Source organism: Paraburkholderia largidicola, from assembly GCF_013426895.1.
Lineage (GTDB): Bacteria > Pseudomonadota > Gammaproteobacteria > Burkholderiales > Burkholderiaceae > Paraburkholderia > Paraburkholderia largidicola.
Genome location: NZ_AP023175.1, coordinates 1,018,842 through 1,036,476, shown reverse-complemented (window position 1 = coordinate 1,036,476; position 17,635 = coordinate 1,018,842). Strand labels below are relative to the sequence as shown.

Annotated in this window: 16 protein-coding genes; 6 read left to right on the top strand and 10 right to left on the bottom strand. The window is 64.3% G+C overall.

Translation table 11 applies throughout. The features are described from left to right. Window position 1: 1 nt before the first annotated feature. Both PPGU16_RS21235 and PPGU16_RS21230 read right to left on the bottom strand, forming a co-directional pair. Complete coding sequence (locus PPGU16_RS21235; RefSeq protein ID WP_180724725.1) at window positions 2-1,207, bottom strand: MFS transporter; 1,206 nt, start codon at window positions 1,205-1,207, stop codon at window positions 2-4. Further along, window positions 1,204-1,737: a MarR family winged helix-turn-helix transcriptional regulator gene (locus PPGU16_RS21230; protein WP_180724724.1), complete on the bottom strand. Its 534-nt coding sequence runs from the start codon at window positions 1,735-1,737 to the stop codon at window positions 1,204-1,206. Before PPGU16_RS21230 ends, PPGU16_RS21235 begins: the two co-directional genes overlap by 4 nt. A 217-nt stretch (window positions 1,738-1,954) precedes the next feature. Between PPGU16_RS21230 and PPGU16_RS21225 the strand changes: the two genes are divergently transcribed. Continuing rightward, complete coding sequence (locus tag PPGU16_RS21225; RefSeq protein ID WP_180724723.1) at window positions 1,955-2,536, top strand: glycine zipper family protein; 582 nt, start codon at window positions 1,955-1,957, stop codon at window positions 2,534-2,536. A 52-nt stretch (window positions 2,537-2,588) separates the two neighbouring features. Here the strand turns inward: PPGU16_RS21225 and PPGU16_RS21220 are convergent, their stop codons facing one another. After that, on the bottom strand, window positions 2,589-4,127 hold the full coding sequence (locus tag PPGU16_RS21220) for an MFS transporter (RefSeq protein ID WP_180724722.1): 1,539 nt from the start codon (window positions 4,125-4,127) through the stop codon (window positions 2,589-2,591). 112 nt (window positions 4,128-4,239) lie between these two features. On the opposite strand from PPGU16_RS21220, the gene PPGU16_RS21215 reads away from it, so the two are divergent. Continuing rightward, window positions 4,240-5,145 (top strand): LysR family transcriptional regulator, encoded by a 906-nt coding sequence (locus tag PPGU16_RS21215; protein WP_180724721.1) that lies wholly within the window; start codon window positions 4,240-4,242, stop codon window positions 5,143-5,145. A 47-nt stretch (window positions 5,146-5,192) separates the two neighbouring features. Here the strand turns inward: PPGU16_RS21215 and PPGU16_RS21210 are convergent, their stop codons facing one another. From PPGU16_RS21210 to PPGU16_RS21200, 3 genes are all read right to left on the bottom strand, one after another. After that, window positions 5,193-5,564 carry a PRC-barrel domain-containing protein gene (locus tag PPGU16_RS21210; RefSeq protein ID WP_180725167.1) on the bottom strand — a complete coding sequence of 124 codons (372 nt, stop codon included), beginning with the start codon at window positions 5,562-5,564 and terminating at the stop codon, window positions 5,193-5,195. Between the two features lie 80 nt (window positions 5,565-5,644). Continuing rightward, window positions 5,645-5,800, bottom strand: coding sequence for a hypothetical protein (locus PPGU16_RS21205; protein ID WP_180724720.1), 156 nt, complete (start codon window positions 5,798-5,800; stop codon window positions 5,645-5,647). Between the two features lie 86 nt (window positions 5,801-5,886). Further along, entirely contained in the window at window positions 5,887-6,681 is a 795-nt protein-coding gene (locus PPGU16_RS21200) for a TetR/AcrR family transcriptional regulator (RefSeq protein WP_180724719.1), read from the bottom strand. A 310-nt stretch (window positions 6,682-6,991) separates the two neighbouring features. Here PPGU16_RS21200 and PPGU16_RS21195 point away from each other — a divergent pair, with 310 nt between their 5' ends. The 4 genes from PPGU16_RS21195 to PPGU16_RS21180 are packed head-to-tail and all read left to right on the top strand — an operon-like array spanning window position 6,992 to window position 12,679. Beyond that, window positions 6,992-8,173, top strand: coding sequence for an isovaleryl-CoA dehydrogenase (locus PPGU16_RS21195; protein WP_180724718.1), 1,182 nt, complete (start codon window positions 6,992-6,994; stop codon window positions 8,171-8,173). A gap of 18 nt (window positions 8,174-8,191) precedes the next feature. Next, window positions 8,192-9,799 carry a carboxyl transferase domain-containing protein gene (locus PPGU16_RS21190; protein WP_180724717.1) on the top strand — a complete coding sequence of 536 codons (1,608 nt, stop codon included), beginning with the start codon at window positions 8,192-8,194 and terminating at the stop codon, window positions 9,797-9,799. 28 nt (window positions 9,800-9,827) lie between these two features. Further along, the gene (locus PPGU16_RS21185; RefSeq protein ID WP_180724716.1) at window positions 9,828-10,613 is read left to right on the top strand and encodes an enoyl-CoA hydratase/isomerase family protein; all 786 of its coding nucleotides are present in this window, start codon (window positions 9,828-9,830) and stop codon (window positions 10,611-10,613) included. Window positions 10,614-10,666: 53 nt separating this feature from the next. Next, window positions 10,667-12,679: an acetyl/propionyl/methylcrotonyl-CoA carboxylase subunit alpha gene (locus PPGU16_RS21180; protein WP_180724715.1), complete on the top strand. Its 2,013-nt coding sequence runs from the start codon at window positions 10,667-10,669 to the stop codon at window positions 12,677-12,679. A gap of 21 nt (window positions 12,680-12,700) precedes the next feature. On the opposite strand, the gene PPGU16_RS21175 is transcribed toward PPGU16_RS21180, so the two are convergent. From PPGU16_RS21175 to PPGU16_RS21160, 4 genes are all read right to left on the bottom strand, one after another. After that, window positions 12,701-13,489 (bottom strand): phosphate/phosphite/phosphonate ABC transporter substrate-binding protein, encoded by a 789-nt coding sequence (locus PPGU16_RS21175; protein ID WP_180724714.1) that lies wholly within the window; start codon window positions 13,487-13,489, stop codon window positions 12,701-12,703. A 123-nt stretch (window positions 13,490-13,612) separates the two neighbouring features. After that, the gene (locus PPGU16_RS21170; RefSeq protein ID WP_180724713.1) at window positions 13,613-14,794 is read right to left on the bottom strand and encodes a glycosyltransferase family 9 protein; all 1,182 of its coding nucleotides are present in this window, start codon (window positions 14,792-14,794) and stop codon (window positions 13,613-13,615) included. 884 nt (window positions 14,795-15,678) lie between these two features. After that, a complete protein-coding gene (locus PPGU16_RS21165) occupies window positions 15,679-16,743 on the bottom strand; it encodes a fatty acid desaturase (RefSeq protein WP_180724712.1) in 1,065 nt (354 codons plus the stop codon). Between the two features lie 138 nt (window positions 16,744-16,881). Beyond that, a complete protein-coding gene (locus PPGU16_RS21160; protein ID WP_180724711.1) occupies window positions 16,882-17,631 on the bottom strand; it encodes a CDP-diacylglycerol diphosphatase in 750 nt (249 codons plus the stop codon). Window positions 17,632-17,635 lie beyond the last annotated feature (4 nt).

Genomic DNA, 17,635 nt, shown 5'->3' with positions numbered 1-17,635 from the left:
GTTACGAGGATGAGGCCGAAGGCGCGCGCTGTCGCGCCTGCCGGTGCCCTTCACGCATGCCGAGCGTGTAGATCATGAGCGCGCCGCTCATGATGGCGAGTTGCCACATCAACAGGTCGTTGCCGAGGGCTTTCATGGCCGCCCCTGCAAACAGCGGCCCGGCAATCGAGCATGCGGTGAACGCGAGCGACAGCACGCGCATATTGCGGGTGATGGCCTGCTTGTCGCTGCACGCGGCCGCATACATGCCGAGCGTGATGTACGCGCTGTTCATGCCGCCGAGCAGCAGCGCGGCTCCAACATAAACAGGTGAACCAGACGGCGCGAGAGAAAACGCGACGATCGCCGCCGTGCTCACCAGCGCGCAGACGATCACCGTTGCCGCGAGACCGGCGCGATCCGCGAGCCATCCAACGGGGAACTGCAGCACCATGCCGCCGATACCGAAGCACGCGAGCATCGTCGCGGTTTGCGCGGCCGTGAGCCCGCGGCTGTCGGCGAAGAGCGGGAACAGTCCGTAGAGCGCACCGTCACCGATGCCGCCGACGGCAATCGTGGCGAGTCCGAGGCAAACAATTGGCCCCAGTTCGAGGCGCTTGCGATGCGTGACTCGCGGCTCCTCGATGACGGGTTGCGGCGAGGACGAACGCGTGAGCCACAACGGAACAGCGGCAGCAAGCGTCAGCAGCGAACCCGACACGAACACCAATGTCCCGCTCACGCCGCCATAGACCGCGAGCGCCGGCGCAAGCACGCCCGCTGATGCAATCAAGGTTTCGTGCACGCCCACCACTTTGCCGCTCTTGTCGGCGGGCACGAGACTGTAGAGCCAGGTTTCATTGGCGATCCAGCGCAGGCCGATGCCGAGTCCCGTCAGCATGCCGGGCAACATCCACGCAGGCCACGCCAGGGCACCGAACGATGCATACGCGACCAGCGACGCGGCGAGCCCCAGCGACACCGTCAGCTTCGATCCGATGCGTTCGATCAGACGCGGCGCAAACAGCAGTCCGATGAACATGCCCGTCCATTGCGCTGCGGCGAAGAGTCCGGCGCGCGGCGCGTCGAGTCCCTGATGCGCGAGCCACACGGGCAGGACCATAAAGCCGATGCCGAACTGGCCGATCTGCGAGAGCGTCGAGACAGCCGTCAGCGCGGCCACTGCGCGCCAGCGCACGGGCGGGGCGTTGATATCGGCGGCGTTCACGATGCGCTCCGCTCCGGCATCGGCAGTCCCTGCTCGCGGCATTCGACGGGGCAGCCCGCTTTCAGGCATGGCTTGTCGTCGCAGAAACGGCACAACTGCATCGCGTGGGGCGAGTCGCGGGTTTCGTTCCAGAGAATCTTGATGAGCAGACTTTCGAACACGTCGCGCTCGCTTTCATCGAGCCTCGCGACGATGCGTTCGAGCATGCGCCCACGCGCGGCGCGCAACCGGTTCGCTTCGCGGCGCCCGGTAGTCGTGAGGGCCAGCGCGACCGAGCGCTTGTCGCTGCCCGCCTTCTTTTCGACGAGGCCCGCGTCGACGAGTCCCGCGACCGCGCGCACGGCGGCAGGGTGCGAGAGGTCCACGGCTTCGCGCAGCAGTTCGATCGACGAGTCGGGGTACTGGCCGATCGCGTTGAGCATCGCGCGCGCAGTCGAACCGGCCAGCGCGGGAATGCTGGGTTGTGCGTTCAGTTCGTCCGTCACCAGAAGGGCGAGCACGCCAAGCAGGTTTTCCATGCGCCGTGTCATCGCGTCACCTCGATGTGTGCACTATGCATATGTGCATGATGCACATATCAGGCTATGATTTCAAGGTGAATTCCGCTGACCCTTTTTTACTTTTTGCGCGTTGCGCCAGGTCAAAGTGCAGAAATATCCAGTAACGCATTCGTAACTCACGCCTAAGTCTGTTGGACTATTGTTCTTCTATTGGACATTGGCATTTTTCATTGGCAGGTCGACGAACATGAACAAGACTCAGGTCACAAGAAAGGTCGCAATGCCGACGATCCTCGTCGGGGTGTTGCTCGCAATGGGCGGCTGTGCCGTCATCCCGCCGAGCGGTCCGAGCGTGGTGGCGCTGCCGCGCAAGGGCGAGCCGCTCGAGCAGTTCCAGCAGGACGACTACGCGTGTCGTGACTATGCGTACCGCAGCACGGACGCGAATGGTGCATCGCAGGCGGCCACCAACAACGCCGTCGGCAGTGCGGCTGTGGGCACGCTGGGCGGCGCGGCCGTCGGCGCGCTGATCGGTGCGGCAGCGGGCAATCCGGGCGCCGGCGCGGCGATCGGTGCGGGGAGCGGTTTGCTGGTCGGCGGCGCGACGGGCGCGAACGGCGCGTCGTACTCGGCTTATGGCCTGCAGGCTCGCTACGACGCGGCTTACGCGCAGTGCATGACGTCGAAGGGCAACACGATCTCGCAACCGCCCGCGCCCGTGTACGCGACACCGCCTGCATACTATGCGCCGGGACCTGTCTATTACGCGCCGCGTCCTTACTACTATGCCCCGCCGGGCGCCGTTTACGCGCCGTATCCTTATTACTGATCTGCACGCCAGGAAAGCGTGAGCGCGTCATCCGCGCTCACGCTTTTTTGTATCAATCCGTGCGTTGCGCAGATGTCGTCGCGCGTGCCTCTAGCAGCTTCGAACGGGTCGGGTTCGTCACGCCGAACGTCACGAAGCTCGCCGCCGCAAGCAGCCACGCGCCGACGCCGCCATACAGCATCACCCAGCCGAAGCCGTGCACGAGCGCATCGTGCGCGATCCTGCCGTCGAGCGCGACGACGTGGCCCGCCGCAATCGCAGCGCCAGCCGCGTGAATCTGCGCGGCGTCCTGCGCGGCTGGCCACACGCGCCACAGAGACGCTTCGACGCCCGCCACCAGCACGAACCCCATCAACGCGATGTTGATCGCGAGCGCGATCATCCGCGCGCTCATGTCGATGCCCGAGGCCATGCCCGCGCGTGCCGTCGATACGGCGCCCGTCGTCGTATTCGTCACGGTCGTGTTGGTCAGGCCGAGTCCGACGCCGGCAATCACGCAGCCGGGCAGCATCGTGAGCCAGCTGGCGTGCTCCGCACCGCTGCCGATGCGCATCAGCATGAAGCCGAGGCCGATCGTGAACAGCCCGCCGGGAATCACGAAGCCCGGCTGATAACGATGCGCGAGACGTTCCGCGACGGGCGGCACGACCAGCGTCGGCAGCGTATAGGCGAGCAGCGCGAGCCCCGCATGCAGATCGTCATAGCCGAGCGCGTTATGAAAGTACACGGGCAGATAGATCATGAAAGGCCAGAAGCTGAAATTCATCGCCGCCGATCCGATCAGCGCGCCCGAGAACTTGCGGATGTGAAACACGGAGAAGTCGAACATCGGATGCGCGTTCATGTTTTCGGCGACGAAGAACGCGACCAGGCACAGCGCGCTGGCGGCGAGGATGCCTAGCGCGGGCAGGCTCGCGAAGCCGAGGTCCGCGCCCTGCGTGATGTAGAAAGCGACGCCGAACACGGCGAGCGACAAGGTCACGACGCCCGCGATATCGAGCGTCTGCGCATGCGGATCACGCGATTCGCTCACGCCGCTGACAGCGAGCGCGATCGTCGCGAGCGCGAGCGGCGCGTGCACGAGAAACACCCATTGCCAGCCGGTCAACGCGACCGTCGCGCTGCCGATGATCGGCCCGAACCCCAGCCCGATCCCGAAAATGATGCCCCACGCGGCGAACGCCTTGACGCGCTCGTGTCCCTGCTGGAACTGGTGCGACAGCACGGCGACCTGGCAGATCAGCATGGCGCCGCCGCTCGCGCCTTGCAGGAAGCGTCCCGCGATCAGCACGGCCATGTTCGACGCCAGCCCGCACAGCAGCGACGTGATGCCGAACAGCGCAATGCTGACGACGAACACGCGCTTGCGGCCGAAGCGGTCGGCGAGCGTGCCCGTCGCCATCAGGACGGTCGTGCAAGCAATCGTGTACGCGTTCATGACCCACTGCATGTCCTTGAAGTCGCCGCGCAGCAGATGTTCGAGCGTCGGCAGGATGGCGGGGACGCTGGAAATCTCGAGACCGAACATCAACGATGAAAGGCAGGCGGCGAGCAGCGCAAGCGTGTTCCTGCGCGGATGAAGAGGCTGCATGACGGGAACCCCGTTGCTATGAATGAACGGCTAATATATCGGGAACATTGGTCCCGATTGACGAGGTGAATTCCCATGAATGTGGCCATAGAGGAACCAATCGGGCGGCGCGATGACTGACCGGCTGGATGGCGTGGCGACTTTCGTGCAGGTCGTCGAGGCAGGCAGTTTTGCGCTGGCGGCCGAACGGCTGAACCTGACGCGGTCGGCCGTCGGCAAGGTGATTGCGCGCCTGGAGACGCGGCTCGGCGTGCGTCTGATCCATCGGACGACGCGCAGTCAAAGCCTCACGGAAGACGGCCAGGCGTACTACGAGCGGTGCGTGCGCGCGCTCGGCGAACTGGAAGCCGCCGAGGCGGAACTCGAAGGCGGACGGCGCGCGCCGCGCGGCCGGCTGCGCGTGAGCTTGCCGCTCGCGTTCGGCCAGTTGTGCGTCGCGCCCGTGCTGATGAATCTGGCGCGCCGGCATCCGAAGCTGCAGATCGACATGTCGTTCAGCGACCGCATGGTCGATCTCGTCGAAGAAGGCTTCGATCTCGCCGTGCGGATCGGCGAGTTGCGCGACAGCACGAGTCTCGCCGCACGGCGCCTCGGCGTGCAGTACATCTGCGTCGGCGCGGCGCCGTCGTATCTTGCGCGGCACGGCATGCCCGCATCGCTCGATGCTATGCACGGGCGCGACGGCATCGTGTATGCGCGGGGCGGGGCGCTTGCACCATGGGATTTCCAGGACGACGAAGGCCGGCCAAAGCGCGTCAACATCAACCCGTATCTGAGCATGGACGATGTGCAGGCGATCGCCGCGGCCGCGATCGCGGGCTATGGACTTGCGCGCCTGCCGTCATGGCTGCTCGCGCGCTATGTGAAGTCGGGCGAACTCGCGCTGGTCAAAGGGCGTTGCAGTTTGCCGCCGCTGGAGATCAACGTCGTGTGGCCGCAAACGCGCTATATGGCGTCGAAGGTGCGTTGCGCAATCGATGCGCTCGTCGCCGAGATTCCCGCGCTGATCGACGAATGAAGGCGGCCGCTTCACATCGGCATGCGAAGCGGCCAAAGGTTGCTATGTCAGTCCGGCGCGTACTTGAACTCGGGCAGCGCTTCGAGCGACGTCTTGGTCGCCTCCGGCATCGTCACCTGCTTGGCGGTGATCTGCAGATCGCTGAACGGCACGGCGACGTAGTGCTTGCCCATGCCGAGAAAGCCGCCCACCGACAGAATCGCGAACGCGCTGTGATCGGACGGCGAGAGGATCAGATCGTCGATGGTGCCGATCTTGTCCTTGTCGCGGTTATACACGCTGGTTCCCGCGAGCTTCGATGCGCGAAAGCCGCTGCCCGTCTGCAAGACTTCCGTGCGGCGCTCGGTGACGGATTGCGGCGCGCCTTGCGCGAGCGCTGAAGTCGAGATGAGCGCGACGAGCAGGCTCGCGACGCCCATCTGGCATGTTCTGTTGAATAGGTGTTGCACGATGATCCTCCCTCCCTGGCATTCGATGTTGTCGACGAACGGCACCTGTTCTAGGGCTTGTCGTCCTCGTAATCGGGATTGACGTCGGGATCGAGCGGCGGTGCGTCCGGATCCTGCGACGGACCGATGTCGGGCAGATCCGTCTGCACGACATCGGACTGATCGGGGCGGATCGGATTGTCGCCTTCGTTGGGCGTGGTTGACATGGCCGGGCCTCCTTGGGCTTCGTTGCTGGCATCGATATCGTCAGCAAGTTGCGCACCCGGCCGGGCGCTTGATGCGACGCGCGGGCTTACGCGTCTTCGCCCGAATTGATACGCCCGATGCGCTCGCCGCGTTCGGGCGACGCCTGCTTCGCATTCTGCTGATGCGCGGCTTCCGCCTCGGCCAGGCGGCGCGCCGCTTCGCCCACTTCCTGGCGGAACTGCACGAGCGCGCTGAGCGACGCGTCGGGCGGCTGCAACGCGGACCACAGCACGTCGATCAGGCGGTCCGCCGTGGCGTCGATATCGGTGCGGCGATTGCCGAGCGTCGCATCCCACAGCACGTGTTCCATCGGGCCGAACACGAGCGAGCGCAGCAGGCGCAGCGGCACGTCCGAACGGATCTGGCCCGTCTGCTGTCCCTGCGACAGCACGCGCATCAGCGGCGCGGTATAGCGCCGTTGCAGCCCGGTCAGTTCTTCGCTGAGTTCGTGCTGACGCGTGCGACCTTCCGACAGCACGAGCGCGCACAGCCCCGTGCCGTTGACCAGCATCAGCCGCAAATGCGTGCGCACGATGAACGCGAACTGCTGGCGGATGCTGCCGTCGCGCGGCAGACCCGACTCGATGGCTTCGATGATCTCGTCGTACCAGTCGCCGATCACGCGCGCGCACAGCTCGCGCTTGCCGCGAAAGTAGCTGAACACCGTGGCTTCGGAAATGCCGAGCCGTTGCGCGATTTCGGCGGTGGTCGCGCGTTCGTAGCCCTTTTCGGAGAAGACGTCGCGGCCCGCCTGAAGAATCTCCTTCACGCGTTGCTGCGACTTGCGCCCCGCCGGCTGGCGGCGCGATCCCGATACCTCGGCCCTTGCTACGCCCATCATATGAGTCCAGTTCAGATTTTGGAGCGGAAAGGCTCCGTTGCGGCCGATACTATCACGCTGGCAGGCCATTCAGCGTGTACTTCACGATTTTTGAGTGATACTCAAAAATATCAATTGACGCTTACGTAAATCTGGAGTGAAATGCGCTCTGTGCTGCCGCGCAGCCGCACATGTCGAATGAATGACGATCTACGCAGGCTGCGCGGCCGACCAGCCGGCTGAGTCCGGCTCAGAAAAATTGCCTGATGCGAGGCGGCGCTGCGCGGCACGACACGCGTGACCCGCCTGCCACGAACTCCTGGAGACACACATGAGCAACTTGCCCGGTTTGCAGTTCCCGCTTGGTGAAGAGATCGAGATGCTGCGCGACAGCCTCGCGTCGTTTGCGGCGAAGGAGATCGCGCCGCGTGCGGGCGAGATCGACCACACCGACCAGTTCCCGATGGACCTGTGGAAGAAGTTTGGCGATCTGGGCGTGCTCGGCATGACGGTGTCCGAGGAGTACGGCGGCGCGAACATGGGTTACACCGCGCACATGGTCGCAATGGAAGAGATTTCGCGTGCGTCGGCATCGGTGGGTCTCTCATACGGCGCGCACTCGAACCTGTGCGTGAACCAGATCCATCGCAACGGCACCGCGGCGCAAAAAGAGAAGTACCTGCCGAAGCTGGTGTCGGGCGACCACATCGGCGCGCTGGCGATGAGCGAGCCGAACGCGGGTTCCGACGTGGTCAGCATGAAGCTGCGCGCCGAGAAGAAGGGCGACCGCTACGTGCTGAACGGCACGAAGATGTGGATCACGAACGGCCCGGACTGCGACACGCTCGTCGTCTACGCGAAGACGGATATCGAAGCCGGCCCGCGCGGCATCACGGCGTTCATCGTCGAGAAGGGCATGAAGGGCTTTTCCGTCGCGCAGAAGCTCGACAAGCTCGGCATGCGCGGCTCGCACACGGGCGAACTGGTGTTCGAGAACGTCGAAGTGCCCGAAGAGAACATCCTCGGTGAACTGAACGGCGGCGTGAAGGTGCTGATGAGTGGCCTCGACTACGAACGCGCTGTGCTCGCGGGCGGCCCGACGGGCATCATGATGGCGGTGATGGATGCCGTCGTGCCGTATATCCACGACCGCAAGCAGTTCGGCCAGTCGATCGGCGAATTCCAGCTGATCCAAGGCAAGGTCGCCGATCTGTACACGACGCTGCAGGCGTGCCGCGCGTATCTGTACGCGGTGGGTCGTCAGCTCGACACGATCGGTACGGCGCACGTGCGCCAGGTGCGCAAAGACTGCGCGGGCGTGATTCTCTACACGGCGGAAAAGGCGACGTGGATGGCAGGCGAGGCGATCCAGATTCTCGGCGGCAATGGTTATATCAACGAGTATCCCGTGGGACGTCTGTGGCGCGACGCGAAGCTCTATGAAATCGGCGCGGGCACGAGCGAAATCCGCCGCATGCTGATCGGCCGCGAACTGTTCGCGGAAACGATGTAATTCTCTTCGAGATATCACATGCCGATCATCGAATCAAAGTTGAACCCGCGTTCCGACGAATTCCGCACCAACGCGGCCGCGCTCGAAGCGCTCGTCGAAGACCTGAAGACGAAGATCAGCAAGCTCGCGCTGGGCGGCGGTCCCGCCGCGCGCGACAAGCACGTGTCGCGCGGCAAGCTGCTGCCGCGCGACCGCATCGCGCAACTGCTCGATCCGGGCACGCCGTTTCTCGAACTGTCGCAACTCGCGGCATTCGGCATGTATCACGACGACGCGCCGGGCGCGGGCGTGATTACGGGCATCGGGCGCATTGCGGGCCAGGAGTGCGTGATCGTCTGCAACGACGCAACGGTGAAGGGCGGCACGTACTACCCTGTGACCGTGAAGAAGCACGTGCGCGCACAGGAAATCGCCGAAGAAAACCGCTTGCCGTGCGTGTATCTCGTCGATTCGGGCGGCGCGAACCTGCCGAACCAGGACGAAGTGTTTCCCGATCGCGATCACTTCGGCCGCATCTTCTACAACCAGGCGAACCTGTCGGCGCAAGGCATTCCGCAGATCGCCGTCGTGATGGGCTCATGCACGGCGGGCGGCGCGTATGTGCCCGCAATGAGCGATGAGTCGATCATCGTCAAGAATCAAGGCACGATCTTTCTGGGCGGCCCGCCTCTCGTCAAGGCGGCGACGGGCGAAGAGGTCAGCGCGGAAGATCTGGGCGGCGGCGATGTGCACACGCGTCTGTCGGGCGTCGTCGATCATCTCGCGCAAAACGATGCGCATGCGTTGTCGATTGCGCGCAGCATCGTCGGCAATCTGAACCGGCGCAAGGACGTGCCCGTCACGATGCAGGAACCGAAGCCGCCGCGCTACGACGTGAAGAGCATCTACGGCGTGATTCCCGTCGATACGCGCAAGCCCTTCGATATCCGCGAAGTGATCGCGCGCATCGTCGACGATTCCGCATTTGATGAGTTCAAGGCGCGCTACGGCACGACGCTCGTATGCGGCTTCGCGCATATCTGGGGGCATCCCGTCGGCATCGTCGCGAACAACGGCATTCTGTTTTCCGAGTCGGCGTTGAAGGGCGCGCACTTCATCGAACTGTGCGCGCAGCGCAAGATTCCGCTCGTGTTCCTGCAGAACATCACGGGCTTCATGGTGGGCCGCAAGTACGAGAACGAAGGCATCGCGCGCAACGGCGCGAAGATGGTGACGGCCGTTGCTACTGCGAAGGTGCCGAAGTTCACGGTGATCATCGGCGGCTCGTTTGGTGCGGGCAATTACGGCATGTGCGGGCGCGCGTATTCGCCGCGCTTCCTGTGGATGTGGCCGAACGCACGCATCTCGGTGATGGGCGGCGAGCAGGCGGCTTCCGTGCTCGCCACTGTCAAGCGCGACGGCATCGAAGGAAAGGGCGGCACGTGGACGGCCGAACAGGAAGAAGCCTTCAAGCAGCCGATTCGCGAGCAATACGAGCATCAGGGCCATCCGTATTACGCCAGCGCGCGCTTGTGGGACGACGGCGTGATCGATCCCGCACAGACGCGCGACGTGCTGGGCCTCGGCTTGTCGGCGGCGATGAACGCGCCGATCGAAGACACGCGCTTCGGCGTGTTCCGCATGTAACGACGGCGCAGCGAAAGGAGCTTCGGCCATGCAATACGACAACCTGACCGTCACGTTTGACCAGCAGGTCGCCACCGTCACGCTCAATCGCCCGGACGTGCGCAACGCGTTCAACGAAGCGATGATCGCGGAACTCACGTCGGCGTTTCGCACGCTCGATGAACGCGACGACGTGCGCGCCGTCGTGCTCGCGGCGAACGGCAAGGCGTTCTGCGCGGGCGCAGACCTGAACTGGATGAAGAAGATGGCCGGTTACTCGGACGACGAGAACCGTGCCGACGCCATGCGTCTCGCCGACATGCTCGCGTCGATCTATCGCTGCAACAAGCCGGTGATCGCGCGCGTGAACGGCGACGCGTACGCGGGCGGCATGGGCCTGATCTCGGCGTGCGATATCGTCGTCGCCGTCGACAGCGCGAAGTTCTGCCTGTCCGAAGCACGCCTCGGCCTGATCCCCGCGACGATCGCGCCGTACGTGATCCGCGCGCTCGGCGAGCAGGCATCGCGCCGTTACTTCATGACAGCGGAAGCCTTTGATTGCGCGACGGCACAACGTCTCGGCTTCGTCGCCGAATGCGTGAGCGCGGACAAGCTCGACGAAACCGTGCAGCAACTCGCAGCTACGTTGTGCGCAAATGGCCCGCAAGCCGTGAAGGCGTGCAAGCAGCTCGTGCACGATATCGCGGGCCGCGAAATCAGCGCGGCGTTGATCGAAGACACGGCCGCGCGTATTGCGAAGACGCGCGCGGGCGCGGAAGGGCGCGAAGGCGTCGCGTCGTTTCTCGAGAAGCGCTCGCCTTCGTGGCGGGTTTGAAAGAGGCGCCTGACCGCTGCCACCGCACAGAACAACATCCATCGAGACACCTCATGTTCAACAAGATCCTGATTGCGAACCGGGGCGAAATTGCCTGCCGCGTCGCCGCGACCTGCAAGCGGCTCGGCATTACGAGCGTCGCGGTCTACTCCGACGCCGACGCGAACGCCAAGCACGTCGCCGCGTGCGACGAAGCCGTGCATATCGGCGGATCGACGGCGGCCGAAAGCTATCTGCGCGTCGAACGCATCATCGAGGCCGCGATCGCGACGGGCGCACAAGCCGTGCACCCCGGCTACGGCTTTTTGTCGGAGAACGAGGATTTCGCGCACGCTTGCGAGAAGGCGGGCATTGCGTTCATCGGGCCGCCCGTCGAAGCGATTGCCGCGATGGGCTCGAAGGCTGCGGCAAAGGCGCTGATGCACTCGGCTGCCGTGCCGCTCGTGCCGGGTTATCACGGCGACGATCAGAACGCCGACCTGCTGCATCGCCAGGCCGATGAGATCGGCTACCCCGTGCTGCTGAAGGCGAGCGCGGGCGGCGGCGGCAAGGGCATGCGCGTGGTGACGCGCACCGAGGAGTTCGACGCCGCGCTGGCATCATGCAAGCGCGAGGCCGCGAGCAGCTTCGGCAACGACCGTGTGCTGATCGAAAAGTATCTGACGCGTCCGCGTCACGTCGAAGTGCAGGTGTTCGCGGACAAGCATGGCGGAGCCGTTTATCTGTTCGACCGCGACTGCTCGGTGCAGCGCCGCCATCAGAAAGTACTCGAAGAAGCGCCCGCGCCCGGTCTTCAACCGCACGTGCGGCGTGCGATGGGCGAGGCCGCTGTCGCGGCGGCGCGCGCGGTGAATTACGTCGGCGCGGGCACGGTCGAATTCATCATGACGGAAGGTGGCGAGTTCTACTTCATGGAGATGAACACGCGTCTGCAGGTCGAGCACCCCGTCACGGAGATGGTGACGGGACTCGATCTCGTCGAATGGCAGTTGCGCGTGGCCGCAAACGAGCCGCTGCCGCTCGCGCAGGATCAACTGAAGATCGAAGGTCATGCGATCGAGGCGCGCATCTATGCCGAGCATCCGGCGCGCGGCTTCCTGCCGTCGACGGGTACGTTGAAGCATCTGCGCATGCCGGAAGGCGTGGAGTTTTCGATCGGCGTGGGCGGCGAGCGTGCACCCGTGCGTATCGACAGCGGCGTGCGCGAGGGCGATACGATCACGCCGTTCTACGATCCGATGATCGCGAAGCTGATCGTGCATGGCGCGAGCCGTGAAGAAGCGTTGAAGCGCATGAGCCAGGCGTTGCGTGGCTGCGAAGTGGTCGGCCCGCATACGAACGTCGAGTTCCTGCAGCGTATCGTCGCGAGCGTGCCGTTTTCGACGGGCGATCTCGATACGGGGTTGATCGAGCGTCATCACGATGCGTTGTTTGCGCCCGTCGAAAAGCCGTTCATCGAAGCGCTGGCGCTCGCTTGTGGTGCGCTGCTGACGCGAGAAGGCGGTGTTGAGCACGGCGCGTCGCCGTGGGATGCACTGTCCCACTGGCGCCTGAACGGTGGCTATACGCAGGCGCTCAACTGGCGCGACGTCGAGAAAGAGGCTGCGTTTACGGTGGTTTTCTCGCGCGACGGTGAGACGCGGACGCTCACGCACGATGGCCGCACCGAGCCGTTCAAGTGGTGGACGGGCGCGGGCAAGCACGAATATGGCGCGACGATCGGCGACGCGCATGTGACGGGCCGCGTGTTTGTCGATGGCGATACGTTCCATGTGTTCTGCCGGGGCGAGGCGCTTGCGTTCGAATGGCAGAACCTGCTTGCGCATGCAGCCGATGCCGAGCATGGCGAAGGCCGTCTCACTGCGCCGATGCCGGGCAAGGTGATCGCCGTGCTGGTCGAGCAGGGCGCAGTGGTGGAGAAAGGGCAGCCGCTGATCGTGATGGAAGCGATGAAAATGGAGCACACGATCGGTGCGCCCACAGCGGGCAAGGTGGCGGAGGTGCTGTATGCAGTCGGCGATCAGGTCGCCGACGGCGCGCAGCTGTTGGTGCTGGACGTCGAATAAGGCGCTGGTTGTCGAAAGGCGTCATGCGAGGCGCGCGTAGTTCGCTACGCGCGCCTCGTTTTCCATTTGGCGAATGCTTTCGTATGCTTCGGGCGGCAGGCGCGAAAAGCCTTTGAGCTTCAGTCGCCGCGCGCGTTCGGGTTGCGTTGCGACCGCTTCGTCGAGCGCGTCGCGCAGTGCGTCGGCCTGTTCAGGCGCGACATGCGTCGACGCAATCAACGGCAATCCCGGCGATGAGCGCGTGTAGCCGATTTCTCGCAGGCGGCCCGTCAGTTCGGGATACGCGTCGCGCACGAAGGCCATCGTGATGCAATCGATCGCGGCCACGTCCGCGCGATTCTCGGCAATCGCGCGCAGCGAGCCGAGATGCGATCCCGTCTCCAGTGATGCGCCGAAGAACCGGCCGTTTTTCGCATGCGGCGCAATGGTGTGCCGCAATGCGTTGTAGCCGCTGTTCGAATCGGTGGAATTGAAGGCGGCGCGCGTGCCTCGAAACGCTTCGATCGAATCGAACGGCGCGTCGCTACGCGTGACGAGCACGCTCGAATAGTTCGCGCCTTCGCAGCCGGGCGCATCGAATCGCGGCGTCGCGATCAGTTGCACGTCGTCGTGCAGCCCAAGCACGTAGGGATAACCGCAGGTCTGCGACAGCAGCAAATCGGGGCGCCGCCAGAATGCGTGCAGATCGTCCGGTTCGACGATCGTGGCGCGAGGCTCGACATTGCGCAGTACGTCTGTGAGCAGCGCGTGCCAGTCGGCGGCGAGCGCGGGCGAGACGTTGTACATCGGCAGGGCGGCGATCTTGTTCATGCAGACGATTCTAAACGCGGATCGGTCCGCGGGCCGCGTGGTTCAGCAAGCGATCACCGTGTCACGGTCGCCGTGACGGTACGCACGCTGAACAACGTCGTCGATGAAATAGCGCGCGCGGTCTCAGGCCGCTGCATCGAGGCTCGTGCGCGGCTCGTCCACCGTTGCGACGGACTGCAAGACCGCTTGCACCACACGTCCGACGTCCGGCCAATCCTGCAACCGCTGTCCGTCCGCGGACTTCTCCGGCGTGACGCTCAGATAGGGCGGCGGATAACCCCATATCGCGTCGTGAACTTCCGGTCTCGTGATGCTGCCGCCGAGCACGGCCACCGTTGGACGACGGAATGCCGCTGCGACGTGCATCAGCATCGTCGAGTTCGTCAGCACGACGTCCGCCTGCTCGACGAGTGCGAACATGACGCGCATCGGCGCCTCGCCCGCAACGGAGCGGACGGACACGCCCGGACCGGCTGCGGCGATGGCCTCGGTCGCGCGTGCCTGATCCGCCGCGCTGCCGACGATCACGACTTCGCATGCGTGGCCTTGCTGTTCCAGCGCTTGCGCGATCTGCGCGAGTGCCGCGCCCACCTCCCGCGCGGGCCATGCCTTGGTCGGTACGCCGGCACCGACGCCGGCGACGAGGCGCACCGTGCGCCGGCCCTGCGCGGCATTCGCCGTCCAGAGTTGTGCCGCGCGGGCGCGCTCGTCGCCCGTCAGAAAGAGTTGGGGGCGCACTTCCGGCAGCGCCGTCGCGCCGAGCAGTTCGCCTTGCGCGAGCGCCGCGCGTCCGGCCTGCCGTCTCGCGTAGACGACGTGCGCCTGGCAGCCGCTCCAGCCGCCGCGATAGCCGCGCACGCCGATGCGGTAGCGCGCGCCGAGCCGCATCATCAGCAGGGCGCCCATGTAACTGCCGAGCACATCGATCGCGACATCGAAACCGCCACGCGCGCGCAGCGCGTCGATCTGCGGGGATTTCCACAGGAAGCGCAGGACGTTCTTGTGCGAGCGATCCGCGACGATCTTGTTGTTCCAGGGCGCGTCGAGTTCGACGATTTCGTCGATATAGGGGTTGTTTTCGAGGATCGGGCGGCCCCAGCTGCCGATGCCGGCGATCAGGCGCGTCGTCGGAAACTGCTTGCGCAGCGATTCGAAGAGCGGGGTGGTGGAGAGTAGCTCGCCGAAATCGTTGGGGCGCAGCACGAGGATTTCGCGTGGCGTGTCGCGGCGCGGGTTGAAACGCGATGGATGGAAGCGGGCCATCAGCCAGACGGGCGTTTCGATTAGCAGGTTTTTCCAGTCCATGAGTTGTTCCTTTTATCGCGTGTGACGCCGCCCAATATGCGTTCGATTGTGCCGGGTTGCGGCTGTGCGGAAGCGCCGAGGTTCCGGTGTTTTCGGTCAGATCGGGGTGGTTTTTTGCTTTTTGCTTTTTGCTTTTGGCGCCTGGGCGGCGCGGGCGGTTTGGTTTGGTTGTTCTGGCCTTTGCGCTGGCATCCGCGTGATGTTATTGGTTCGCAAGCGTCGCCCCTGTGCGGGGCGGCACCTACTTTTCTTTGCCGTCGCAAAGAAAAGTAGGCAAAAGAAAGCGGCTCACACCGCCAATCCTTGACGTTAGCTTGCGGGCCCCCAACGGCCCCGTCCTTCACGCGGCACCTTGCTGCCGTGTGCCCGTTGCCAACGCTTCGAACGGATGCCTCACCCGCTTCAGACACCCGCACAAGGGTGAGTGACAGCGAGCGGTTCATGCCGCCCAGGTGGCAAACTGTGTGTAGGCATTCGCGCCATAGGCGCATTACTCCGGACTGTGTAGCAGGATTGGTGTTTCTGGTAAGCGCGCTAACCTGTACCGTGCGACAACCTACACACAGTTTGCCACCTGGGCGGCGGCGGGCTATCTGGCACGGGGTGCTGTGATGCGGGTGCGTGAAGTGGGTGAGGCGTACGGAGGGAACGTTGGCAACGAACGCGAACCAGGGTGTTGCCGTTTGAAGCGTAAGACCCGTTGGGGGCCCTCAGGCAAATACAAGAACTGGCGGTGTGAGCCGCTTTCTTTTGCCTACTTTTCTTTGCGGCGGCAAAGAAAAGTAGGGGCCGCCCCGCACAGGGGCAACGCTTGCGAACCAATAACATCACGCGGATGCCAGCACAAAGGCCAGAACAACCAAAACCGACCGCGCCACCGGGAATCAAAACCTCCCGCCCCTCGAAGCCCCGCGCTCGGCCCCAACGGACACACGAACCTCCCGCGCCTGCAGCCCGCCTGCAAACGTCTTACCCGCAGCACCAGGCCGACCCAACCGCGTACCGCGAAACAACTCCCCATGCACGGGCCGCACGGCCACACCAAACGCGTACTGCCTGGCCCACTCGCCATACCCCTTAACCAGAAACCCGCCCGACCGCTCGACATATTGCCCGCGGGACGCGACATAAACCTTGCGCAAAGCAAACCACGGCACATGCGGTAAATCATGATGCACAAGATGAAAATTATTATTCAAAAATAGCAACCGCCAATACCAGGCAGCCTCATTGATCACCGACCGCTGCTCATGCAATTCCGCATCGCGATGCTCCTGAAACGACCGCACCGAACTCAACGCCAGCGCCGGATACCCGACCCCTGCAATAAACAGCCAAGGCGCGATCCCACACTGACGATCAAGCCAGAACACCAACCCGGCAAGCGCCACACAATGCGCGATCCACGCAGGCACATCAGCCCAATCGCCACGCGCAACCTTCCGCAACGCCTGAGTCGAAGTCGCAGCAATCGAAAACGCCGGCCCGAGCAGCAGCCGCCCAACAAAAGTATTCCGCGCGATCAGCAGCGCGCGCGTCAGCATTCCAGCCTGCCGCCACGCCTCACGGCTGACGAAATAACTCTCAGGATCGACTTCGGGATGCGTGAGATGCGGATCATCGTGATGCTGCAAATGCAGATCGCGATAGACTCGATACGGAAACCACACCGCGAGCGGCGCAAAGCCGATGAGCCCGTTGACGAACGCCGAGCGCGTCGGATGCCCGTGCAGCAGTTCATGCTGAAGCGACATATACCAGGCGCTGAACACGGCGAGGAGCGGAATTGCCACGCCCAGCCCGAACCCACGCGCATGACTCGCGATAAAAAACCATCCGCCGTAGATCGCGCCGATCAGCAGCCACGTCGGCCATTCGGTACGCCATGTGAAGCTGTTGCGGCGCTGCGTGAGCGCGTGGCGTTGTGCGTCGTCGAGATAGAAAGACATCGGCGGATCGGTCGTATTGCAGTTCACCGATCCTAAAGGCGCGTCCGCCGCCGCCGAACCAATTTGTTCGGCAAAGCTTCTGAGTAAAGCGGATTTGGCGCCGGTTATACGTGCGAATTGAACAAATGCTCGGCGCTTTTACTGATGCATGCCGATTCTGCACGCGTGATCGAGCATGCCTTCCGCCGTGCCGCTGCCGTCGTCGAGTTCCAGCCCACTGTTGACGACGAGCCAGCCGTCGCTGTCTTTCGGCCCCGCGCCCGTCACGAGAATGGTCTGCTGCGCCATCAAGTCGCTACCCTGGCGGTCGCGCGCGACGATCCGGAACGGGTCGTTGTCGCCCGTCAGCGACAGCACGCGCATCACGCGGTACGCGCTGCCGTCGAGCTTCGTCCAGTGCCATTGGCCCGGCTCGACGGTGCGATAGCGCGCGAGGTCCTTGATGATGTCCTCCTGCATGCAGTCCATATGGATATGCAGCTGATTCTGCGTGCGGCGGAACTGCGAGTTGATCTCGAGACCTAGCTGATTGGGCGGGAACGTCAGGCCGATGCGCGAGCCGACGTACTGCCGCGCGGCCCACGCGTCGGCCCAGTAGTCGGGCGTATCGGCGGCGAGCACGCCCGGGCTTTCGATACCCGCCACACGATCGGTCGGAATCAGCAGATATTGCGTGTTGCCGTTGATGTCCTTGAGGATCGCGTAGTGTCCGGGCAGATTGACGGCCGTGCAGAAGCCCGCGCCGCCCGACGCGCGCGCGGCGGGCACGCACTGATGGTCGACGATATTCCAGAGCGCGTTGGGATCGGCGGCGGCGATGAGCGCACAGCCGGACGTGCACAGCGCGACGGCAAGCGTCGCGAGGCGCCTGATGCGTGGTCGGATCATGAGG